Source organism: Bradyrhizobium sp. USDA 4473, from assembly GCF_054063335.1.
In genome coordinates this window covers 2019699-2040946 of record NZ_JBSSGE010000001.1, presented here as the reverse complement: position 1 = coordinate 2040946, position 21248 = coordinate 2019699, and the positions used below count along the sequence as shown (strand labels likewise).

The 21248-nt window shown below is 63.3% G+C and carries 21 protein-coding genes; 3 read left to right on the top strand and 18 right to left on the bottom strand.

Going from position 1 to position 21248, the window contains the following annotated elements:
* Window positions 1–14: 14 nt before the first annotated feature.
* From ACVW17_RS09540 to ACVW17_RS09495, 10 genes are all read right to left on the bottom strand, one after another.
* Window positions 15–695 (bottom strand): urease accessory protein UreF, encoded by a 681-nt coding sequence (locus ACVW17_RS09540; RefSeq protein ID WP_456751644.1) that lies wholly within the window; start codon window positions 693–695, stop codon window positions 15–17.
* Window positions 682–1137: an urease accessory protein UreE gene (ureE, locus tag ACVW17_RS09535; protein WP_456797053.1), complete on the bottom strand. Its 456-nt coding sequence runs from the start codon at window positions 1135–1137 to the stop codon at window positions 682–684. Before ureE ends, ACVW17_RS09540 begins: the two co-directional genes overlap by 14 nt.
* Window positions 1138–1269: 132 nt before the next feature.
* Window positions 1270–1572, bottom strand: a complete 303-nt coding sequence (locus ACVW17_RS09530) for a putative quinol monooxygenase (protein WP_456797052.1) — start codon at window positions 1570–1572, stop codon at window positions 1270–1272.
* On the bottom strand, window positions 1572–3086 hold the full coding sequence (locus ACVW17_RS09525; protein ID WP_456797051.1) for an amidase: 1515 nt from the start codon (window positions 3084–3086) through the stop codon (window positions 1572–1574). The genes ACVW17_RS09530 and ACVW17_RS09525 overlap by 1 nt, the downstream gene beginning before the upstream one ends.
* Window positions 3087–3173: 87 nt before the next feature.
* Window positions 3174–3875, bottom strand: coding sequence for an ABC transporter ATP-binding protein (locus ACVW17_RS09520; RefSeq protein WP_456751640.1), 702 nt, complete (start codon window positions 3873–3875; stop codon window positions 3174–3176).
* Window positions 3872–4600 carry an ATP-binding cassette domain-containing protein gene (locus ACVW17_RS09515; protein WP_456751639.1) on the bottom strand — a complete coding sequence of 243 codons (729 nt, stop codon included), beginning with the start codon at window positions 4598–4600 and terminating at the stop codon, window positions 3872–3874. The genes ACVW17_RS09520 and ACVW17_RS09515 overlap by 4 nt, the downstream gene beginning before the upstream one ends.
* Before the next feature lie 2 nt (window positions 4601–4602).
* Window positions 4603–5667, bottom strand: coding sequence for a branched-chain amino acid ABC transporter permease (locus ACVW17_RS09510; protein ID WP_456751638.1), 1065 nt, complete (start codon window positions 5665–5667; stop codon window positions 4603–4605).
* Complete coding sequence (locus ACVW17_RS09505) at window positions 5667–6533, bottom strand: branched-chain amino acid ABC transporter permease (protein ID WP_456751637.1); 867 nt, start codon at window positions 6531–6533, stop codon at window positions 5667–5669. Before ACVW17_RS09505 ends, ACVW17_RS09510 begins: the two co-directional genes overlap by 1 nt.
* A 61-nt stretch (window positions 6534–6594) precedes the next feature.
* Window positions 6595–7833 carry an urea ABC transporter substrate-binding protein gene (locus ACVW17_RS09500; protein WP_456751636.1) on the bottom strand — a complete coding sequence of 413 codons (1239 nt, stop codon included), beginning with the start codon at window positions 7831–7833 and terminating at the stop codon, window positions 6595–6597.
* Between the two features lie 70 nt (window positions 7834–7903).
* Window positions 7904–8953, bottom strand: a complete 1050-nt coding sequence (locus ACVW17_RS09495) for a substrate-binding domain-containing protein (RefSeq protein ID WP_456797050.1) — start codon at window positions 8951–8953, stop codon at window positions 7904–7906.
* Between ACVW17_RS09495 and ACVW17_RS09490 the strand changes: the two genes are divergently transcribed.
* A complete protein-coding gene (locus ACVW17_RS09490) occupies window positions 8835–9656 on the top strand; it encodes a MarR family winged helix-turn-helix transcriptional regulator (protein WP_456751635.1) in 822 nt (273 codons plus the stop codon). The two genes, ACVW17_RS09495 and ACVW17_RS09490, sit on opposite strands and share 119 nt — an antisense overlap.
* A gap of 152 nt (window positions 9657–9808) precedes the next feature.
* On the opposite strand, the gene ACVW17_RS09485 is transcribed toward ACVW17_RS09490, so the two are convergent.
* Window positions 9809–10153 (bottom strand): MerR family transcriptional regulator, encoded by a 345-nt coding sequence (locus ACVW17_RS09485; protein WP_456751634.1) that lies wholly within the window; start codon window positions 10151–10153, stop codon window positions 9809–9811.
* Window positions 10154–10233: 80 nt separating this feature from the next.
* Here ACVW17_RS09485 and ACVW17_RS09480 point away from each other — a divergent pair, with 80 nt between their 5' ends.
* Window positions 10234–11814 (top strand): nitrilase-related carbon-nitrogen hydrolase, encoded by a 1581-nt coding sequence (locus ACVW17_RS09480; RefSeq protein WP_456751633.1) that lies wholly within the window; start codon window positions 10234–10236, stop codon window positions 11812–11814.
* Between the two features lie 653 nt (window positions 11815–12467).
* Here ACVW17_RS09480 and ACVW17_RS09475 read toward each other — a convergent pair.
* The 7 genes from ACVW17_RS09475 to ACVW17_RS09445 are packed head-to-tail and all read right to left on the bottom strand — an operon-like array spanning window position 12468 to window position 19828.
* The gene (locus ACVW17_RS09475; RefSeq protein ID WP_456751632.1) at window positions 12468–13220 is read right to left on the bottom strand and encodes an SDR family NAD(P)-dependent oxidoreductase; all 753 of its coding nucleotides are present in this window, start codon (window positions 13218–13220) and stop codon (window positions 12468–12470) included.
* Entirely contained in the window at window positions 13217–14086 is an 870-nt protein-coding gene (locus ACVW17_RS09470; protein WP_456751631.1) for a fumarylacetoacetate hydrolase family protein, read from the bottom strand. Before ACVW17_RS09470 ends, ACVW17_RS09475 begins: the two co-directional genes overlap by 4 nt.
* 21 nt (window positions 14087–14107) lie before the next feature.
* Entirely contained in the window at window positions 14108–14890 is a 783-nt protein-coding gene (locus tag ACVW17_RS09465; RefSeq protein WP_456751630.1) for a 2-keto-4-pentenoate hydratase, read from the bottom strand.
* Between the two features lie 11 nt (window positions 14891–14901).
* A complete protein-coding gene (locus ACVW17_RS09460; RefSeq protein WP_456751629.1) occupies window positions 14902–15783 on the bottom strand; it encodes an alpha/beta fold hydrolase in 882 nt (293 codons plus the stop codon).
* 22 nt (window positions 15784–15805) lie between these two features.
* The gene (locus tag ACVW17_RS09455; protein WP_456751628.1) at window positions 15806–17617 is read right to left on the bottom strand and encodes an FAD-dependent monooxygenase; all 1812 of its coding nucleotides are present in this window, start codon (window positions 17615–17617) and stop codon (window positions 15806–15808) included.
* Between the two features lie 43 nt (window positions 17618–17660).
* The gene (locus ACVW17_RS09450) at window positions 17661–18611 is read right to left on the bottom strand and encodes a 3-carboxyethylcatechol 2,3-dioxygenase (protein ID WP_456751627.1); all 951 of its coding nucleotides are present in this window, start codon (window positions 18609–18611) and stop codon (window positions 17661–17663) included.
* Window positions 18612–18661: 50 nt separating this feature from the next.
* Window positions 18662–19828, bottom strand: coding sequence for an ABC transporter substrate-binding protein (locus ACVW17_RS09445; protein WP_456751626.1), 1167 nt, complete (start codon window positions 19826–19828; stop codon window positions 18662–18664).
* A 168-nt stretch (window positions 19829–19996) separates the two neighbouring features.
* Between ACVW17_RS09445 and ACVW17_RS09440 the strand changes: the two genes are divergently transcribed.
* The gene (locus ACVW17_RS09440; protein ID WP_456751625.1) at window positions 19997–20782 is read left to right on the top strand and encodes a helix-turn-helix domain-containing protein; all 786 of its coding nucleotides are present in this window, start codon (window positions 19997–19999) and stop codon (window positions 20780–20782) included.
* The last annotated feature ends 466 nt before the right edge of the window (window positions 20783–21248 follow it).

The following is a 21248-nucleotide window of genomic DNA, read 5'->3' as shown; positions in this document are numbered from 1 at the left end:
CGAGGCCACCTCTCCTATGTCGTGAACATCCGAACGTGACGCAGCGGCCCGCGCGACACCGCAATGTCGATGAACGGCGTGAAGCTCGCCGGCTGCGCGTCCGGCCGGGGCGTTTCCGCCAGCAGGTTCGCGAGCAATCCGCGCGCCACCGCCTGGCTGCGCTGGGCCTCCACATGACCGATGACGCCGAGCCGTACCGCGGCACCGACCAGACCGGTCACCAGCGTCCAGCCCGACATCAACTCCGCTGCATCGAGCTTGAATTCGGCATCGCGGCAGACCACGGCCTGCGCGACCGGTAAATGACCGAGCCGCGCATCCGATGACACCAGCCTGCGGTAAGCGACCGATAGCGGGCCATCGAGCTTGACCCAGACCCCAAGCAGCGCCCTGCCCGCGCGACGCGAACCTTCCCGCATCTCGGCCGACACCGTTGCCGCCTCGGCGAGCCGATCGACCGCAGCAATCGCATCGCAACCCGCCGCGTGAAAGGCGCTGCGCAGCAGGATGCGATCCATGGTGGCCCAGCGCCGCACCAATTGATCGGAGATGATACGGTCGAGTTCGTTGCGATTGGCGAGCATGCCGTCGGCGGCGAGCCCTTCAAGTCCCCAGGAGAACGCGAAGCCGCCGGCCGGATAGGCGCTATCGCCCAGCTGCAGCAGCGCCAGCGCTTGCAATCTATCGAACAGCATCGGCTTCCATCACCTCGCCGGTCTCGAGCAGCGGCATGATGCGCGCGCGATACGTCTCGAGCGGACCATCCAGCAGCACGACGAGCCAGTCGCCGTCGAAGCGGACCCGCCAGTGCAGGTTTCCGGCATTCCATCCGAGCTTGAGCGCCGCCGCCTGATCCGTGGCCTTCAATCGCCAGGTCTGCTGCTCGCCAAAACGCACAATGACGGCGCGATCATGCGCGAGAAAGAGCAGCGCGCCATCGACCAACTCTTCATCGCGATCCAGGCTGACCGCGCAGTCGGTTCCGCGATCGGTCGTCAGGCGAAAGCGCTTGCGACCGACATCCGCAGGCGGCACGAACAGCAGTTCGATGCCACCGTGATGCTCGACATGATGGAGGCGGCGCGCAAAGGCCGTGTCGTCGGACCTCCCGATAATGCCATGAAGCCGTAACGTCACGATGTTCTCCCGCAATTGATCCGGCGCCGGTCTAAAGCGCGATGAGATTTGGTTGAATCGTCATCGCGCTTTAGCCCTTTGTTTGAGCATGATCTTTTCGGAAAACCGCTTTGCACTTTTCCGGATCATGCTTTAACGCACCGTCGCCGACACCTCCTTTGACGTCACCAGCGTGACCTCACCGTCGAGGATCGGCTTGGCGATGCCGAAGAAGGTCGCCACCGCGGCCGACCCGTTGTGACGATCCATCGCGGCCCTGTCGGCGAAGCGCTCATAGGTCGTGAACAGGCAGGGATCGTCCTCGCTTTGCGAGATGAAGAACCCGATCGTCTCCGGCTCATTGGCCGCGACATGGGCCGCGACGTCGCGCAACGCGTCGCGCATCGTGGCCTCGCGGCCGGATTTCGCCCTGATGATGGCGGTGATCGTGATCATCAGAACTTTCTCCAGTCGCCGTCGGCCTCGAAGGCCTTGGCCGCCTGATAGATGGTCGCCTCGTTGTAATCCCTGGCGATCAGCATCACGCCGACCGGCAGGCCGTCCGAGAGACCGCAAGGCACGGTCATGGCGGGGTGGCCGGTGACGTCGAACGGGCTGGTGGTGGCGGTCATCTCGAAGGCACGCTGGACCACTTCGGCCAACGGCGCCCCCTTCGCCGGAATCGGCGTCGCGACGCAGGGCAGGGTCGGCATCAGCAGCAAATCGTACGACCCGAACATCCTGTCGTAGGCCGCCTTGGCGGCGATCGCGATGTTGCGGGACTTCGCGTAATAGCGGCCGCGATAGTGGCTGACGCCCCACTGTCCGACCAGCATGCAGAGCTTCAGCGTCTGCGACAGGTCGTCGGCACGGTCGCGCCAGGCGGAATGCGCGTCGACCAGGCCCACATCGTAGAGCCCCTTCCAGTTGAAGCCCATGCCGTTGCCGATCATCATCTGAACCAGAAAGCCCTCCAGCGTGATCGGATTCCAGGCCGCGAGCGCGTGCATGTGTTCGGGGATCGAAACCTCCGACACGCTGGCGCCGAGCTTGGCGAAGCGCTCCGCCCCGGCTTTGACCTTGGCGACGACGCCTTCCTGCATGTTCGGCGCCGAGAAGCCCTCCTTGAGGACGCCGATCTTCAGGCCCTTGGCGCCGCGGTTGAGCAGCTCGGTATAGCTCGTGACCTTCGGCGCATACTGCCGCGGATCATACCCGTCGGGACCGGCCAGCACCTCCAGCAGCAGCGCATTGTCGGCGACGTTCGCCGTCATCGGGCCGGTGTGATCGATCGTCGATTCGATCGGCATCACGCCGGTGTAGGGAACCAGGCCGTGCGTCGCTTTCATGCCGTAAATGCCGCAATAGGACGACGGGATGCGGATCGAGCCGCCCTGGTCGCCACCGATCGCCATGTCGACTTCACCGGCCGCAACCAGCGCAGCGCTGCCCGAGGACGAGCCGCCTGCGGAATACCCCATCTTGAGCGGGTTATGAACCGGCGCCGGATCGGAGGTGTGGCTGCCGCCCGACAGACAGAAATGTTCGCACACCGCCTTGCCGACGATGGTGCCGCCGGCATCGAGGATCCGCGTCACGATGCTCGCGTCGGCAGCTGGAATGAAGCCCTCGAGCGTCGTCGAGCCGTTCATCATGGGAACGCCGGCAAGCGCGACGTTGTCCTTCAGCACGACGGTGCGGCCGGCAAGCTTGCCGCTCGATGCGCCCTTCACCTCGGTCTTGATCGCCCAGGCGCCGTACTTGTTCTCGCTCGGCGCCGGCTTGCCGCCGGGCACGCGCGGATATTTCACCGGCGGCAGCGGATTCGGGAGCTCATCGACGACGTCATACGCATCGAACATGCCGCCCATCAATGCGAGATAGTCGGAGGCCTCCTCGACCGACATGTTCATGTGTAGGCTCGCGGCGAGCTCGGCGACATCCTCGGCATTCGGGCGCTTGATAGACATGAGTCATCCTTTCTTGTGCGGACAAGCTGGCAGAGCAGACAGAAATCAGTCATCGCGGTGGCCGGCGCGGCTGCGCCGGAACGGGCCTTAACTCGGGCTCATGGCGGCATCCCGTGCCATCAGGCTGTTGCGGTCGAGCTCTTCCGTGATGCGTCCCTTCTGGATATTGAGCACCCGGTCGGACAGCGAGGTGATGAATTCGAGGTTCTGTTCGACGACGATCAGCGACATGCTCCAGCGCTTCTTCAGCGCGAGCAGCGTCTCGATGATCTCCTCGATGATCGACGGCTGGATGCCTTCGGTCGGCTCGTCGAGCAGGATCAGCCGCGGCTTGGTGCAGAGGCAGCGCGCCAGCGCGAGCAATTGCTGCTCGCCGCCCGACAGCGCCCCGCCGCGCCGGTCGAGCAGGCGCACCAGGCGCGGAAAGTCCTGCAGCACCGCGTCGATCACCGTGCGATCTTCCTTCGGTGCCGCCGCAAGCCCCATCCGCAGGTTCTCGTCAACGCTGAGGTCGGGGAAGATCTCCCTGCCCTGCGGCACCAGACCGATGCCGAGTCGGGACCGCTCATGTGGCTTCAGATGGGTGATGGTCTTGCCGGCAAAGGCGACCGTGCCGCCGGTGGTCGGCAGATGGCCCATCAAGGCACGTAACGTCGTGGTCTTGCCCATGCCGTTATGGCCGAGAATGCCGAGATACTCGCCGTCCTGCACCGTCATGTCGATGCCGAACAGGATCGGAATCCGGCCGTAGCCGGAGCGCAGATCCCTGACCTCCAGCAGCGCGTTCATGCCGCCACCTTCTTGCCGAGATAGACGTCGCGCACCCGCTGATCCGCCAGCACCTTGCTCACGGTATCTTCCACGAGCACGCGCCCCTGATGGAACACGGTCACCTTCTTGGCGATCTGCTTGATGAACTCCATGTCGTGCTCGACGACGATGATGGCATGGGTCTGGTTGATCTCGCGGATGATCGCGGCGGTGTGCGCGGTCTCCTCGTCGGTCATGCCGGCGGCCGGCTCGTCGAGCAGGATCAGATCGGGCTCGGCGGCGAGCACCATGCCGATCTCCACCCACTGTCGTTGGCCGTGCGACAATGTCGCGACAATGCGGTCGGCGTGGTCGGTCAGGCGGATCATCCCCAGCACGGCATTGACGGCGGGCGCCTGCGCGCGCGGCGTCGCCTTGCGGCGGACCGCAAGCCAGATGTTCTCGCGCACCGACAGGCCGTTGAAGACGTTCGGCACCTGGGTCTTGATGCCGATCCCCATCCGGGCGATCTGGTGCGACAGCCGGCCGGCGATGGCCTCGCCGCGAAATGCGATGGTGCCGGAGGTCGGGGTGAGCTGGCCGGTCAGCATCTTGAAGAAGGTGCTCTTGCCGGCGCCGTTCGGGCCGATCAGGCAACGCAGCTCCATCTCCTCCAGCGTGAAGGTGATGTCGTCATTGGCGACCACGCCGCCGAACCGCATCGTGAGATGCTCGGCCTTGAGCAGGGGGACGAGTTCGGCCATTTCTATTCTGCTCCAGCCGGGTGCGGCGCCACCGTCGGCGATGACATCGGTTCCTCTTCGAGAGACGCTTTCGCTTTCGGCTGCGGCACAAGCCTGAGCAGGAGATCGCGCGCCGTCGGTACCAGCCCCTTGGGCAGCAGCAGCACGAACACGATCAGGACGGCGCCGAGGACGAGATTGGAGTTCAGCGCCTGCTGCGAGCCGATATAGGCGACGATGTACTCGATCAGCACGCAGCCGACGATCGGACCGAGCAGGGTGCCGAGGCCGCCGACGGTGATCCAGATGATGATCTCGGCCGAGAGCGACAGGCTGAAGATGGTCGGACCGACGAACGCGCCCCAATTGACATAGAGCGCGCCGGCCAACCCCGCGATCGCGCCGCCCAGGCTGAAGGTCAGCAGCTTGACGACGCGCGGGTCATAGCCGAGCAAGGACGCGCGGGTCTCGTTCTCGCGCACCGCGACGATGACGCGGCCGGCCGGCAGCGACAGCAACAGACGTAGCAACAGGAACACGGCAAGCAGCGCGCCGGCCGTCGTCCACCAGGATTGCTCGGGCGACAGCATCTCGCCCGGATGGAACGGCACGTTGAAGGTCGGCACTGCCGGAATGCCGTTGAAGCCGCCGAGCAGCGCCTGGCCGATCCGGTAGCTGTCGCCGGACGTCGAGTTGATGCAGTTGAACAGGATCAGCGTCACGGTAAGCGTGATCACGCCGAGATAGACGTCGGAGATGCGGCCGAAGAAGATGAAATAGCCGAGCACCACCGCGAACAGCAGCGGAACGATGACGGCCAGCAGGATCGCCGGCGTCGAGTCCTGGAAATTGATCGCGGCGATCGCATAGGCGTAACCGCCGAGCCCGAAGAACGCGGTCTGTCCGAACGACAGGATGCCGCCGAAGCCCCAGATGAAGGCCAGGCTGAGCGCCAGCACCGACATCGCCGCGAACAGCGTCAGCTGCATCAGCGCGAACAGTTCGATCACCGACGGAACCAGCGCGATCGCGATGATCGCAGCGACGATCGCAGCCGCCTGGGCCGCGAGGCGAAAGCGGGGCGGCATCACAGCGTCCCCTTGAAGAAGCGGCCGGAGATGCCCTGCGGCAGCAGGCGGATCAGGACGATCGCCGCCGTGAACACCAAAACCTCGCCGTATACGGGCGTGGTAAAGTAGGCGCCGATCTGATTGACGGCGCCGAACAGGCTGGCCGCCGACATCGTGCCCGACAGGATCGCCGCACCGCCGCCGACCACGGTCATGAAGGCCTTGGCGACATAGGCGCCGCCCATCCCGGGCGTGATCCCCGAGACCGGCGCCAGCAGGCCGCCGGCAAGGCCGGTGACCGCGGCGCCGACCGCGAAGGTGCTCATATAGACCCGCGCCGGATTGACCCCCAACGTCGCTGCCATCGCCGGGTTCTGCATCGTGGCGCGCGCGATCAGGCCCCACCTGGTATAGCGCATGACGCCGTAGACCAGCGCCATCATGACAACGGCCATGCCGGCCAGGAACAGCGTGTAGTAGCTCGACTGATACGAGCCGATCGAGAAGCCGCCGAGCGGCGTCGGCACGCCCTGCTGGGTATTGCCGTAGATCGTCGTGATGATGCCGATGATGGCGAGGCTCAGTCCCCAGGTCGCCAGCATCGAATCGACCAGGCGTCCGTAGAGAAACCGGATCAGGCAGCGCTCGATGACGAGGCCGACGACGCCGACGAACAGCGGCGCGACGACCAGCATCGCGATCCAGATGTTCACTCCGGCGTTGGCCGAGATGACGGTCGCGTAGGCGCCGAGCATGACGAACTCGCCATGGGCGAGGTTGATGATCTTCATCATGCCGAAGATGATTGCCAGTCCGAGGCACAGCAGGAACAGCGAGGCGATTCCGTTCAGAACGTCGAGCCCGAGTATGACGTAGATCGCCATTCGTAAGGTCCTTCCGGCAGTCCAGTGCGCTGGCCCCGCCGCGCTGCGGGGCCAGAAGACGTCAGAGACTGATGATGTACTGCTTGATGTCGTTCGGATTCTTGACCAGATCGCAGACGCTCGCGGTGTCGGCCGGCTTGACGTCCGGGTAGCTCTCCAGCACCGACCATTTGCGGTCCTTCACCTCGGCGAGGAAGGCGTTGCGGATGGTGTGATGGGTTGCCTTGTCGAGCGTGACCTTGCCGCTCGGCCCGTCGAACGAGATGGAATCCTCCAGCGCCGCGATCACCTTCATGCGGTCGATGCTGGCGGCCTTGCGCACGCCGGCCGCCCACAGCATGACGCCTTCGTAGGTACAGGCGGCGAGCTCGCTGATATAGGGCGTGTCGGAATGCGCCTTCTTGATCTTCTCGACGAAGCTCTTCGAGGCCGGCGTCGTCAGCTCCTCGAAATAGCCGTAGGCGCCGAGGATGGAGTCGCTTTCGGCCGCATCGAGCGTGGTCGGCTCGTTGACCAGGCCGAACGTGGTCGACGCGATCGGGATCTTCCCCTTCATGCCGGCCGAGGTCCACTGCCGGTAGAACGCGGTGTGGTTGCCGCCGACCAGCGCCGAGAGGATGAGGTCGGGCTTGGCGGCCTGGATCTTCGAGATCGTCGGGCCGAAATTGGTGACGTCGAGCGGGAAGAAGTCGGTCGACAGCACCTCGCCGCCATTGTCCTTGACGTATTTGGTCATCCACTTCGCGGTGATCTGACCGTAATTGTAGTCGGCGGCAATGATGTAGGCCTTCTTGCCGGCCTTCTTCATCGCGGTCGGCACCAGCTTTTCCACGGTCTGCGCCGGTGTCGTTCCGGTGCAGAAGGTGTTGCGATCGCAGACGCCGCCCTCATAGAGCACGTTGTAGAAGTACAGCACCTTGAAGCGGTCGAAGGTCGGGCGCACCGCCTCGCGCGAGGCCGAGGTGATGCCGCCGTGAACCACGTCGACCTTGTCCTTCACCGCGAGCTGCTGGGCGAATTGCGAATACATCTGGATGTTCGACTGGGTGTCGTAGTGGATCACCTTCAGCGGCCGGCCGAGCAATCCGCCGCCGGCGTTGATCTCGTCCACGGCGAGCTGCAGGGCGTAGACCATCGGCGTGCCGGAGGCTGCGATCGGCCCGGACTGATCGTGCAGGCTGCCGACCACGATCGGGTTCTCGGCCCCGAGCGCGCCGGAGCGGAAGACCGCGGGCGCCGCGATCAGCGTCGTCGTTGCAATGGCCGAGTGCTGCAGGAAGCGGCGACGCGAGAAACTCATGGAGGCCCCCAAGTTGGCGGTGCTTGATATGGAAACTATTAAAATGACAATATTTGAAAATGCAAGCGCTTTATCGCCACGCGACCAGCGAGAAATCGTAGCCGTCGAGCCGGGCGAGATGGATCGGATGCCGGACTCCGACCACCGGACGCGCATCATCGCCGCGTGCCGTGCGCTGCTGGCTGGTCCGCCCGTAAAAGCGGCTGAGTTGCCGCGCATCGAGGCTGCCGGCTTCCTCGATCAGGGCGGCGAGGGAATAGATCCCCTCGTAGCAGGACTCCCCGAAAGCATTGGCCGGCGGCGGACTGTCACCGAACGCGGTGTGATAGCGCTCCAGGAAGGCGCCGTTGTTGCGGGAGCGGATCGAGGCGAAATAGCTCGACGCCGCATAGAGGTTTTCGGTCTCGTCCGGCTCGAGCCCGTAGATGATGGTCTCGTCGACCGCGGAGGAAAACCGCAATACGTGCGAACTCAGGCCGGCGGCACAGAACGCCCGGTTGAAGGCGATGCAGTCCAGCCCCAGGAACATCGGCACCACCACGTCCGAGCGCGTGGTCTTGATGCGGTCCAGGATCTCATCGAAATCATGCAGGCCGACGGGCAGATAATGCTCGCCGGTCACGCTGCCGCCGAAGCGGGCGATCAGCGCGCGCGCGATCCTGAGCGACGAGCGCGGCCAGATGTAGTCGTTGCCGCAGAGAAAATAGCGGCGCGCGTGCTTCGATTCCGAGAGCCATTGGATCGCCGGCGCGAGCAGCTCGTCGGCGGTCTCGCCGGTCGTCATGACGTCGAACGGCGACGACAGCCCTTCGAACTGCGGCGTATAGATGAATGGAACGCGACCGAGGGCCGCGTTCACCACGGAGTCCCGCGCAAAACTCGGCAACATCCCGACGATGCCGTCCGCGCCATGAAGGTCGATGGCGTCGCGCGCCGCCTGCCCCGCACTTGCGCCGCTCTCGCCGGCATTCATGACGCAGAGTTCGACCGGCCGGCGCAGGATGCCCGACATCCGGTTGATTTCGTCGACCGCCAGACGTCCGCACGCCTCGGCCGACGGCGCCCACAGTCCCGCCGCGCCGCTTTGTGGGATGAGCAGACATATCCGGACGCTACGCAACAATGGCCTCTCCGCAATTCCGACGGAGATACCACTCACGAATCATGCCAACCGCGATCCCGCGCGCAACCGGGCCGGTTTTGCAGCAGAAGCGATCATTCTCGCAGTCTCGCCGCCTGTCTTGCCGATGTTTGCCGCCGAGCCTGCCCATTCATTGAGCAGCCCCAACCGGATTTGCTTTCCGGGCACACCAATTTATAGTCGAAATCAAATGTTGAAATATCAAATAAACTGGCCAAGGACCTCCATGGATCTACCCGACCTGATCCGGGGCGTGCATCGTCAGCTGGAGCAAGCGCTGGAAGCCCAGCTCAAGCCGCACGACATGTCGCTCCACCAGTATCGCGTGCTCGAGGCATTGGCCGAGCAGAACGGCCTGTCGATGGGAGATCTGGCGACCCGTCTGCTGGTCGATGGTCCGACCCTGACCAAGGTGATCGACAGAATGGTCGCGTCGGCCGACGTGTATCGCGGTCCCGATCCGTTCGACCGGCGCAAGGTGCTGATCTTCCTGTCGCGCAGGGGCGCTGCGCGCTTCGACGACATCGGCGCGCTCGGCGCATCTATCCAGCAGGACGTCGTTGACCGGCTCGGCACATCGGAAGCTGCAACCTTGACGGCGCTGCTCTCGGAACTGTTGACCTGCGGCCATCCGTTACAGTCCCGATCGACGCGTGGACGAGAGACGTTCACGCACGAATGATCGCGTGCTATTCTGCACATCGATCGCCGGGTGCTAAACCACAACTTGAGCCACGACCCGAACCAGTCTAGCGGGTTTGGCTCATCCAACTCGGAAATTCGAGCTCGAGATATAAGCTTCTGTCGCGAATGGGAGCTGGGTTTACACCGCCCTCAACGATCCATTACCTTTATTAGTTTTGCGATCTCACGCCGCCGGGCTTGTATCTCCTTGATATGCTGGTCGATACGGCCCAGCTTTCCTCTTAGTGCCTTTACCATCGCTGCGCGCGAGGGATAATTGGGCGCGGCGTCGCTGAGGCCCTTTCGGATTTCGCCAAGGGAAAAACCCAGCCGCTGCGATCCATCGATGAGACTGAGAATTTTCACGGTCGTTTCCGGATAGTCTCGATAGCCATTCTCACGCCGGATCGCGGCGGGAAGCACTTTGCGCTTTTCGTAAAACCGGATGCGGGACGGCGAGATGCCGGTCCTTTTTGAAAGCTCTCCGATCCGCATCGGACCTCCTTGACCTTGAACCTAGGTTGAAAGTGTAGCGTCGACCGATCGGCCGGAAAAGCCAAAGGAGGGAGCGCCCGATGACTACACACGCATTTGAGGACGACAGCGCGAGAGTTGCGGTCGCTGCTCCCGCCTGCAACCAGTCGCTACTATGGCTGATTGCAGGAGCGTTCACCTCGATGTTCGCCGTCGGCGGGCGATGGGACATCGCACTGGCAGCTTGGGTTGCTCCGGTATTCCTGCTGCGATTTGTACGCATCAACCGTTTACGCGTCGCGATCCCGGCCATTTGGCTGGCTTCCCTGGCCAACGCCTTGTTCTGGGCGATCGAGCTGAACGACAGAGCGATGACCGCTCCGGATTATGCGATAGCGATCGTGTTCGGCGCCGTATTCGCGCTGCCATATGTGGCCGATCGAATACTCACGCCCCACCTTGGTGTTCTCGGTAAACTTCTGGCATTTCCGGCAGCCTGGGCCTGCACGGAATATTTGGTGGCGACGCTGAGCCCGCTGGGAGGCATGTATGGCCTGCGCGCCAACACGCAGACCGAATATCTGTCGGTACTGCAGCTGACCTCCGTGCTCGGACCGTACAGCATTGGATTTCTGATCAATTGGTTTGCAACGACGGTGAACTGGATGTGGGAGCGCCCGCGCGATTCCAGGCGACGATCCGTAGCGATCGCTTACGGTACCGTTCTAGGCGTGGTTCTGATCGGAGGGGGTTTGCGGCTCGCATTCACGCCGACGCCAAAAGCTTACGTCCGCATGGCGACGATCACGCCGAGCATGTACGCGCAAAATGCCGCGCGCGCGATGATCGAAGGTCGATCCGCTGCTCCAAATTCATACGCCGATCCGATGACCGTCATGCACGCCAATACACTTCTTTTCGCGAACAAGAGTGAAGTGGCGCGCGCGCCCACGGATTTGGTGCGAGCTGCCTATTCGCTTGTGCAAGACGACCTGCTCCGAAGCACGCGCGAGGCTGCCTGGAGCGGCGCCAAAGTCGTGCTCTGGTCCGAGACAGCGGCACCAATACTCAGTGATGCCGACAAATCCGCCTTTCTTGTCAAGATCGCAGACGTTGCGCGCTCGGAGAAGATTTTCATTGATGCCGCCATCGGAGAGCCGTTCGCTCGGAATCAGAGTGAGCTGATCGGTCCTGACGGCAAGGAAATCTGGTCCTATGACAAGCGCCATCCTGTTCCTCTCCTCGAACCGGTTGCTCCGGGAACACGACCGGCACCCACTGCGCAAACGCCTTTCGGCCGCTTGACCAACGTCATCTGCTTCGACGCCGATTTCCCCTCGCAGTCGCGGGTGGACGCGGATGTCATGTTGGTGCCAGGGTTCGAGTGGCCCGAAATCGGCTCCTCGCACACGCTGAAATGGGTGCGCGTGCGAGCAATCGAGAATGGCTACGCCCTGATCCGCGCCGCCTACTACAGCCAATCGGCGGCTTTCGATCGCCTCGGCCATGTCCTTGCAACACAGGACACCTCGGGACCGGAGAGCCACATCATGTATGCAGATGTGCCAACCAAAGGAAGCGCGACGATCTACAACAGGATTGGAGACGTCATCATCTGGCTGAGCATTGCAATTTTGGCTGCTGCCGCTGTCGCTGCGTTTCGGCTACGAAGGGCTCAATAGCACGACGCGCGTGTTGGTGACGGGGGCGGGTTGCCCCCCGACATCTGGTTTGGTGTGGTCGACGCACGTGACGTCGCGAACCTGCACTTGCGGGCGATGACCGCCCCAGCAGCATGTGGAGAGAGGTTTCTTGCGACTGGCGGCGACTTCATGAGCGTCCTGCAGATGGCCGAATTGCTCAAGAAGGCCGCTGGCGATAACGCGGGGAGGGTTTCCACCCGCTCCTTGCCGGATTGGCTCACGCGCGCGGTCGCCGTGTTCGATCCCGGGGGTCAAGGGTCTGTTGCCGGAGCTCGGAAAGCGCAAGAACGCATCCAGCGAAAAGGCGCGCCGAACGCTGGGCCGGGCGCCGCGAAGTCCCGCGGATGCGGTCCCCGCTCGCGCCCGAAGCCTGGCGGAGTTCGGTTTGCTCAAAGCAGGCTCGGCGGGCCGGACGGGCTGAGACTGGCGGAGAGAGTGTCAGTCAATCCCCATTGAAACATAAAGCATTTTTGACCTTACGCAACCCAAACCCACGAGTTGCGCTACTGTCATTGCCGTTTCCTAGAGGAGTTCGCGCGTACTCAACGCCTCGCTCCAATCAAGACGAAGATGAGTGCGGCGGGCTCCGTCCACGCAAACCGTTCGCGGCGCGAACATGACGGACCGCCCGGCTAGTAAGTTGCTCGCCCGCCCGAGAGATCGAATACGGCGCCCGTGCTGAACGAGCACTCCTCGCTCGCGAGCCAGCAGACGAGCGATGTCGCCTCTTCGATCGTTCCGAACCGTCCGAGCGGAATCTTCGAAAGCATGAAATCGATGTGCTGGGGCGTCATCTGGTCGAACAGCGCCGTTCTGATCGCAGCCGGCGTGATGCAGTTGACGCGGACGCCCGTCGTGGCCGTTTCCTTGCCCAGCGATTTAGTGAGCGCGATCACGGCGGCCTTGGACGCACTGTAGGCCGAAGCGTTCGGGTTGCCTTCTTTTCCTGCGACCGAAGCGACGTTCACGATGCGACCGTAGCCACCCTTCTCCATCGCGCGGACAGCAGCGCGATTGCAGTAGAAAGCTCCGTTGACGTTGACGTCGAAGACCTTGCGCCAATCGCTGCCGGCATAGTCTTTCACGGCTCCGTTCGGCCCTGTGATGCCGGCGCTGGCTACCAGAATGTCGAGCCGGCCGCCCAGATCATCGATGCTCCGCCGCATAGCCGCATCGACGGCGTCTTCTTCCGCGACGTCGAGCGACTGCGTGTGTGCCGCGCCGGCCTCCGCCGCTGCTGTTGCGAGGACGGAGGCATTAAGGTCCCACATGGAGACCTGGGCGCCCTCGGCCGCCAGGCGCCGGGCCACATCGCGACCGATGCCGGACGCCGCGCCGGTAACGACGGCCGTCCGTCCTTCGAATCTTCCGCTATAGACCGTCACGACCGCGGCCCCGCAGCGGGCGACCACTCACGGGTTTGCTGACGTTGCGTCCCGAGACCCTCGATCCCGAGCGTCATGACGTCGCCCGGCTTGAGGTAGATCGCAGCGGGCTTCTTGCCCATGCCTACGCCAGGCGGCGTGCCCGTCGCGATGATATCGCCGGGCATCAGCGTCATGAAGCGGCTGACGTAGCTGACGATCTCAGCGCAGTCGAAGATCATAGTCCGGGTGTTGCCCGCCTGCATGCGTTGCCCGTTGACGTCGAGCCAGACGTCGAGCGCCTGGGGGTCGGTGACCTCGTCCGTCGTCACCAGCCACGGCCCGACAGGTCCGAAGCTGTCGCAGCCCTTGCCCTTGTCCCAGGTGCCGCCGCGTTCCATCTGGTACTCGCGCTCGCTCACGTCGTTCACGATGCAGTAGCCCGCGACGTGTTCGAGCGCGTCGGCGCGCTCGACGTAGGAAGCTCGCGTGCCGATCACGATTCCGAGCTCCACTTCCCAGTCGGACTTCTTCGAGCCCCTGGGCATAACGACATCGTCGTTCGGTCCGCTGAGCGAAGTGATCGCTTTCTGAAAGACGATGGGCTCGGAGGGCAGCGGAAGGTTCGCCTCCGCCGCATGATCGGCATAGTTCAGACCGATCGCGATGAATTTTCCGACGCCTGCGATCGGCACGCCAAAACGGGGCTCGCCGGCAACGAGCGGAAGCGTGGATGGAGCGATCCCAGCGATCTTCTGCAGCGCTGAACGCGACAGGTTGGCGGGGGTGAGGTCGGCGATGACATTCGACAAGTCGCGCAGGCGCCCCTGATCGTCGACAAGCCCCGGCTTTTCGGCGCCGGGATTGCCGAATCTGACGAGCTTCATTTGGTGTTCCTTTGGATATCCTTATGCGAACCGGGCCGAGACGGTGCCAAGACCGGCGATGTTGGCCTCGAACGCGTCCCCCGGGTTCACCGCGACCATCGGCCCGAGCGCTCCGGAAAGCACGATGTCGCCGGCGCGCAGCGGCCGCTTGCGACGGGCCAGTTCGCCGGCGAGCCACGCCATCGCGTTGAGCGGATTGCCGAGACAGGCCGCGCCGGTTCCCTTCGAGACGACCTCGTCCTTCCTGGTCATCTGCATCTGGAGAGCGCGGAGATCCAACCCATCCAGCCGGCGCACAGGCCCTCCCAGGACGAAGAGGCCAGACGACGCGTTGTCGGCGACGGTATCGACGATGCCGATGTCCCAATTGGTGATGCGGCTGCCGACGATCTCGAGGGCTGGCATCGCGTAGGCCACCGCCCGCAGCACGTCGGCCACCGTCGGTGTTTCGACCTCGACGTCCCGGTCAAGAAGGAAAGCCACTTCCGCTTCGATCTTCGGCTGAAGCACGCGCCCCGCAGCGACAGGCTCGTCCTCGCCCACGATCATATCGGCGAAGAGAACTCCGAAATCCGGCCTGTCTACCCCGAGTTGCTTCTGCACGGCGCGCGAGGTCAGACCGATCTTGCTTCCGACCATGCGCCGGCCTTCCTTCTCCCAATGTGCGGTGTTCTCCTGCTGGATGGTATAGGCCCCATCGACGTCGAGGTCCGCCAACTGGGGTCGAATGGGCGCGATCGGAGTACCGGCGTAAGCGGCGCGAATCTGAGCGGCGAGTTCGCTGTGCTTGGCTTGCTGATTCATCTGAACGATCCTTATTTGCCGGTCCGCAGAAATTCGATGTGGAGCCGATTAAACTGCTCTGCGTCCTCGAACTGGGGCCAGTGGCCGCAGCGGTTCATGACCACGAATTTCGAGCCCGGAATCATGTCCGCGATCTGCTTCCCCTCCTCGGGCGTCGCCGTCGGATCATGCGAGGTCCATACGACCATGGTCGGCGCCTTGATCGACCGGTATTGGTCGGCGGTGATCATGTTGGGCCGGCGGATTTCCATCTCCTGCAGGCACATGATCCGCTTCATCGTGTCGGCGAATCCCGGCTGGGCGTAGATCGCGCGACGGGTCTCGATCAGATCGTCCGAAACCATTCTCTTGTCGCACATCAGGAATTCGAGACGTGCCTTGATCCGTTCCCAGGAGGGATCGGACGCCGCCTCGTTGGACAGCTTTTTCAGCCGCTCCATCACGTGAGGGTGCGCCGTCCAGCCACCGGCAGTGTTGAGGACAAGCTTCTCGACCGCGGCCGGACGATGCACCGCGAGATAGGTCGCGACCCAGCCGCCGAGCGACTCACCGCTGATCATCGCCTTGTCCCTGCCGAGCGTCTTGAGGACGGCAAGGACATGATCGGCGTAGTCCTTGACCTGGTAGTCGATGGCCGGCTTGTCGGTCCATCCATGGCCCAGCATGTCGATGGCGACAAACCAGAAGTGATCAGCGTGCGGACCGAAGTTTCTGGAGTATGCCTCTGCATGGCCGCCGACGCCGTGCAGCGCCAGGACGAGCGGCTTGGACGGATCGCCCGACTCGATGCAGCGAGTGCGAATCCCGCCGGCGTTGATGAAGTGCTGTTTGAAGGAAATGCCCCTGAGATCGGCCCAGACGCTGGAAAAGTTTTCTGGTCTCGTGTCGCTCATAGCTGGATCTCGTTCGTTGACGTCAGGCGAAAAGCGGGGTGCCGCTGGGTTTCGATGGAGAGGATGGTTTCTGTCGCGGGACCGCTGAGAGGTCCGGAAGATCCAGGACCGTTCGGATTGCTGCGCTGAGCCGGTCAAGGGCCGCGCTTGCGTCGGACGTTCCCTCAATGTCGCGCCAGGCGATCACGCCATCGGGGCGAACAAGCAGAACTCCGGCTTCCTCGATCTCGCGGATGCGCTGCCACTCGCAATAGAGGTCCTGCGCCTCCGGCGAGCCCGTCAACACGACGCGGAGGAATGGCAGATCGAGGCGCAGCGCCGCCTCCTTCCATGCCCCGCCGGCGAGGCCGGTCACGACAGTGAATAGGCCCTTTCCGGTCACGTCGAGCGTCGACACGCGCAAGCCGTCACGGTCGACGAGCCATGCATGCGGAATCTTGGCACCGGGGCGCGACGTCGGTTGATTGTAGAGGCCGCGATCTCGCCGCCACTCCTCCGGCTTGGCACCGACGTCCGGGATCACGGCCGAGGATTCGTACCGCTGGTTCATCTCGGTGCCCTGGGCATTGAACTCCGTCTGCTTGAGGTCCAGCGCTGCCTGCGCCGCCTTCCGGGCGGCCACGCCATCCGGCCCTGGGTCGCGGAAGCGTGCGATGCCCGCGGCGACCGGGTTTTCCGCGCCCTGCACCCTGAAGCATGCGTTCAGCGGGGCGTAGTCGAGCCGGGACTGGTTCGCCCGCAGCACGATCTGCTTTCCGACCGGCGCCCGCTCCTGCGAGTAGCTTTCCAGCAGCTTCGGACCGGCCCAGCCCTTCACCGAATAGGCGAGCTTCCAACCGAGGTTGTGGGCGTCCTGGACGCAGGTGTTGTTGCCCAATCCGCTCGACGGCGGGTGCCGGTGGACCGCATCGCCGCCACAGTGCACCCTGCCCTTCGAATACTGGGTCACGTAGGCCTGGTTCACGTACCAGATCGATGTGCGCACGATGTTGATGTCGACGGACGGGTCGCCGATCAGAACCTTTATCTTTGGAATGATCGCGTCCGGAGATAAGTCTGGCTCGCCCTTGCTGATGTCGAAACCCCAACCGGCGATCCACTGCGTCCAGGGATGCACGGCCCGCAGCAGGCCCATGCCGATTTCGCCGAAGCTAGCATCCGGCGTCACGATCCAGTTCAGAATGCTCGGCCGATGTTTGCTGTATTTGGTCAGGTCACAGTTGAAGACGGTGTAGACGGTGCCGGCGCGCGCCATCTGTCCTTCGATCGGCAGGCCCAGATGGTCCACCACCATCGAGCGCGCGCCGTCCGCGCCGACCATATAACGCGCGCGGACGGTGTACTCTCGCCCGTCGAGGCGATCGCGCAGCGTGGCCGTAACGCCGCCCGCATCCTGCTCATGCCGGACGTACTCGGTGTTGAACGCGAAGGTCGCGCCCTTCTCGGCCGCCTTCTGGAACAGAATTGGCTCGAGCAATGGTTGGATGATGTCGACCATGCCGCAGGGGCTTGCACGCAGATAATCGCCGCGGCGATCGTCGCCAGTCCCCCAGGTCCGCATTCGGATCAGCTCGCAGCCAGCCAGGCTGGTCGTGAAGGTCGTGTCGCCCATGAGCTCCCAGGGGCTCGCGTACCGGGCCACGTCTTCCGCGATCCCGAGATCGCGGAAGACCTCGTTGGCGCGCTGGTTGGTGATGTGAGCGCGCGGGCTGTCGGCCATCCAGTTGCCGCGCGATACGATGTGACTGCGAACGCCGCAATTGGCGAGCGCCAGGGCGGTCGTCGAGCCCGTGGGGCCGGCGCCGATGATGAGCACGTCCGTTTCGTATGCCATTTGCCTGCTCCGCGATGCCCGCATTCGCGCGGGCTTTAGTCGATCAATGAGCACCGTCGGCCTGCTTCGCCGCCATCATCGCCATGCCGGCGATCCAGCCCGGAATCGCTTCGTAGAATTCCTGCTCCATCTTGAAGTGGCCGCCCGTGGAAAAGGCGCCGAAGGCGGCGACCCATGCGAGCACCTCGTTGGCGCCGCGCCCCGCGACTTCGCGGACCTTGCCGGTGTTGAGGGCGTCCGCGCGCCAGATCTGGCCGCTGCGAAGGATGTTCATGAACTCCGCGTCCCACTCGGGATTGAGCGGCTGGCAGGGCCCCTTGCCCGCCTCGGCGAGAACACCCGCCTCGAGCACGCGCTTCTCGCGGGCCTCCTTGGCCTCGGCCGTCGGATTCCGGCCGTTGATCAGCCGCTCGCGGATTTCGGGCGGCGCATCCTTGATCGACGGCAGCGGCGGATCGTGCGAGAGGCCACCCGACGCGGCAAACAACACCCGCTTGCCGGAACGTGCCGCGAACCGGCCGACCGATTCACCGAGTTGCCGAGCACGGCGGTAGGTCGGAACGGGCGGCGCTGCGGCGTTCACGAAGATCGGCAGGATCGGAATTGATTTGAAGTCTCCGAGCATCGCTTCCCAAAGCTGGACGAAGCCGTGATCGACCGGCATGCGGTAGGACACCGCGACGTCGAAGTCCTCGGCCCGCACGTGGTCGATGAGCTCGAGTGCCGTTTGCTCCGGAACATCCAGCGGGCCCGTCCCGCCTCCCCAGTCGCCCAGGGAGACTGCTCCGGCCCCGACGCAGAAGGAGGGCATCAAGTCGTAGAAGAAGCCGTTGAAGTGATCGGGTGCGAACTGGATGATGTAGTCCGGTGCGAACTCCTTCACGAAGGCCCCGAGCCGTCCGAACGCGGTTCGGACGCGTTGCTCGGTTTCGTTGCTGGCCGGCCCCTTGTACATCAGGGGAGTATGCGAAGCGCAGACGATGGCGACTGACATGATCGGATTCCTTCGAACGCCAAGCTGATTTGTCGAACGATGGCTGGCGGCTACTTCTTCACCAGCAGGCACGGACTGTCGGAAAGCGGGCGATTCACGGACTCGCCGGGCAGCGTCTGGATGACGTTGTAGAGATCCCAGGGGCCTTTGTTTTCGCCGGGCTTCTTGACCTGCAGCAGGTACATGTCGTGGATCATCTTGCGATCTTCGCGGATGTAGCCGTCGGCCGCGAAGAAGTCGTGCACCCGCTCCTTTTCCATCTGCTTCATCACCGTCGGAGCGTCGTCGGTACCCGTGGTTTTCACCGCCTTCAGATAGTGCGCGACGGAGGAGTAGACGCCGGCGTGGAATCCGGTCGGCATGATCTTGGCCTTGGCGAAGAAGCGTTCGGCCCATGCGCGCGTTTCGGGTGTGCGGTCCCAGTAGAACGGCGACACTTCGTAGGCGTCGTGCGCGATCTTCTGACCGACCGCGTAGACGTCCGTCAGCACCGACTGAAGCGGAACGATCTTGGCTGTGGAGCTCAGACCGAATTCGTCCGCCTGTTTCATCGCGGTGACCGTATCGCCGCTCGACGCCGCGATCGCGATCACGTTTGCACCGGCATTGGATGCGGTGAGAAGGAACGATGCGAAATCGGACGTGTTCGGCGGGAAAACGGAGTTGCCGACCACCTGCCCGCCGTTGAGCTTGACTTGCTCGGACGTATCGCGCGTCAGGGCATTGCCGTACGCCTGATCCACCGTGAGGAAATACCACTTCGTTCCGCCGGCCTCGACCACGGACTTGGCGGCACCTTTCGCGAGATTGTAGGTATCCACCGTCCACTGGACCGTGAGCGGCGAGCAGGCCTTGCCGTTGAAGTCCGAGGAGGTCGAACCGGACAACAGCATGATCTTGCTCTTCTGCGCCGCCATGTTCTGCACGGCGAAACCGATCGGCGATCCCTGCATGTCGGCGATCGCGTCCACGCCCTCTACGTCGAACCAGCGTGCTGCGATCTGCGATCCGACGTCGGGCTTGCCTTGGTGATCGGCCGAGATCACCTCGACGTTGAGACCCGCGCCGAAGTCCTCGGCGGCCATCTCGGCCGCGATCACCGAGCCCTTGCCGTTCGCCATCGCCGTGGGGCCGGCGATGTCCGTCAGGACACCGACCTTGACTTTCCCACCGCTCAGATTGGCGTTGCCACCGGCGCTCTGGGCCGCAGCGGGCATTGCGAGGGCCAAGCACACGGCCGCGGACAAATAAAAACTTGAATGAACCATCGTTTCCTCCCGTCGCCGCCTCTCTCAGCGGGTTGGGCGATGGATTGCCGCCGATCGCACTATGATTCCATCGGAGTCTGTGAAATGTTCGCACAGCGAACACGTCCGGAGGCGATCATGCACCGCAACGTCAGGGCACTTTCCCGAGGGTTGGCCCTGATCAATGAGCTCAATGCGAGCGGGCCATCGAACGTCGTGCAACTCGCGAAGAGGACCGGCCTCAACCGGACAACCTGCTACCGTTTACTCGATACGCTCCGCGAAGACGGCTACGTAACGTTCGACGAAATGAACGCTCTGTTCGGCTTGACGCCCCAAGTGCGCACCCTCAGCGAAGGCGTTTCTTCACGCGACCTATCAAGCCAGGCAGCGCTGCCAGCCATGTTCGGCTTGCTCGACGAGGTTTCGTGGCCAAGCGACTTCGGCGTCTTCGAACTTGGCTCGGTCCTCATCCGAGAGAGCACGCATCCCTTCAGCCCCTTCTCGGTCCATCGCTCGATGGTCGGCCGCAGAAGATCCTTGGTCCGGAGCGCCCTGGGGAAGGCCATCCTGGCCGCCTCGACGCCTGCGCTGCGCCGCGAGATGCTCGAGCTGACCGCCACCCTCGTCGAAGAAGACGCAGGGTTGGCGAAGGATCGTCGCTTCATCAACGAAATCCTCCTGCAGACGAAAGAAGATGGATACGCCTCGTCCGTCGGTGGATCGGAGGCTGGTATCAGCGCCATCGCGCTGGCCATCCCAGGTGGTGGCCCCGTACTCGGCAGCCTCAACCTCATCTTTTTCTCGTCGTCGATGACGCCCGAGGTCGCCGCGAAGAAGTATTTGCCCAGCATGAAAGTTGCGGTGAGGGAAATCGAGCGTCGATGGTCTGCGGCAAACAAGGCACGAGGGAAGATCTCATGAGCGCTTGCACCGAATCTGCTCTGCTGGCGCTCCGAATAATGATCATTTTAATTGCGCAGATATCCGATCTGCTCGCGCTCATATCCAAATCCACGACGCGCCTCAGCCGTCAGGTTAGTTGCGGGGCCAAGTTTCACGTTCGATGTCGAGCGGTTGGAGCTTACTTGCCAAATGTTCTCCCTCGCAAAATCCGTCCTCCAAACCCGCGGTCAAAACCTACGGTTTTCATGATGCAAGGATATGATCGCGGACTGACCACAATGGCCTTCGTCGCGCTACTCGTTGTTTTATTATCGCTTTGAAGAATGCGAGGCAGAGGAAACCGTTGTGGTGGCGGAAGAACCCTCCTCCGAACCCACGGCGAAAAACTACGAGTTGGCGCGAAGCATCGCGCAACTTCGCGGAAATTTTCGTTGGATTCGCGGTAGATTCGGGGAATCGGATACAGGGGAGGGCTATGGCGTAG

What these genes read in the sequence shown, in the direction of transcription:
- ACVW17_RS09540 (WP_456751644.1), bottom strand. Translation starts at nt 695, where the DNA reads ATGCTGTTCGATAGATTGCAAGCGCTGGCGCTGCTGCAGCTGGGCGAT.
- ACVW17_RS09530 (WP_456797052.1), bottom strand. Translation starts at nt 1,572, where the DNA reads ATGATCACGATCACCGCCATCATCAGGGCGAAATCCGGCCGCGAGGCC.
- ACVW17_RS09525 (WP_456797051.1), bottom strand. Translation starts at nt 3,086, where the DNA reads ATGTCTATCAAGCGCCCGAATGCCGAGGATGTCGCCGAGCTCGCCGCG.
- ACVW17_RS09520 (WP_456751640.1), bottom strand. Translation starts at nt 3,875, where the DNA reads ATGAACGCGCTGCTGGAGGTCAGGGATCTGCGCTCCGGCTACGGCCGG.
- ACVW17_RS09515 (WP_456751639.1), bottom strand. Translation starts at nt 4,600, where the DNA reads ATGGCCGAACTCGTCCCCCTGCTCAAGGCCGAGCATCTCACGATGCGG.
- ACVW17_RS09510 (WP_456751638.1), bottom strand. Translation starts at nt 5,667, where the DNA reads ATGCCGCCCCGCTTTCGCCTCGCGGCCCAGGCGGCTGCGATCGTCGCT.
- ACVW17_RS09505 (WP_456751637.1), bottom strand. Translation starts at nt 6,533, where the DNA reads ATGGCGATCTACGTCATACTCGGGCTCGACGTTCTGAACGGAATCGCC.
- ACVW17_RS09500 (WP_456751636.1), bottom strand. Translation starts at nt 7,833, where the DNA reads ATGAGTTTCTCGCGTCGCCGCTTCCTGCAGCACTCGGCCATTGCAACG.
- ACVW17_RS09490 (WP_456751635.1), top strand. Translation starts at nt 8,835, where the DNA reads ATGCCCGACATCCGGTTGATTTCGTCGACCGCCAGACGTCCGCACGCC.
- ACVW17_RS09485 (WP_456751634.1), bottom strand. Translation starts at nt 10,153, where the DNA reads ATGCGGATCGGAGAGCTTTCAAAAAGGACCGGCATCTCGCCGTCCCGC.
- ACVW17_RS09480 (WP_456751633.1), top strand. Translation starts at nt 10,234, where the DNA reads ATGACTACACACGCATTTGAGGACGACAGCGCGAGAGTTGCGGTCGCT.
- ACVW17_RS09470 (WP_456751631.1), bottom strand. Translation starts at nt 14,086, where the DNA reads ATGAAGCTCGTCAGATTCGGCAATCCCGGCGCCGAAAAGCCGGGGCTT.
- ACVW17_RS09465 (WP_456751630.1), bottom strand. Translation starts at nt 14,890, where the DNA reads ATGAATCAGCAAGCCAAGCACAGCGAACTCGCCGCTCAGATTCGCGCC.
- ACVW17_RS09460 (WP_456751629.1), bottom strand. Translation starts at nt 15,783, where the DNA reads ATGAGCGACACGAGACCAGAAAACTTTTCCAGCGTCTGGGCCGATCTC.
- ACVW17_RS09455 (WP_456751628.1), bottom strand. Translation starts at nt 17,617, where the DNA reads ATGGCATACGAAACGGACGTGCTCATCATCGGCGCCGGCCCCACGGGC.
- ACVW17_RS09450 (WP_456751627.1), bottom strand. Translation starts at nt 18,611, where the DNA reads ATGTCAGTCGCCATCGTCTGCGCTTCGCATACTCCCCTGATGTACAAG.
- ACVW17_RS09445 (WP_456751626.1), bottom strand. Translation starts at nt 19,828, where the DNA reads ATGCCCGCTGCGGCCCAGAGCGCCGGTGGCAACGCCAATCTGAGCGGT.
- ACVW17_RS09440 (WP_456751625.1), top strand. Translation starts at nt 19,997, where the DNA reads ATGCACCGCAACGTCAGGGCACTTTCCCGAGGGTTGGCCCTGATCAAT.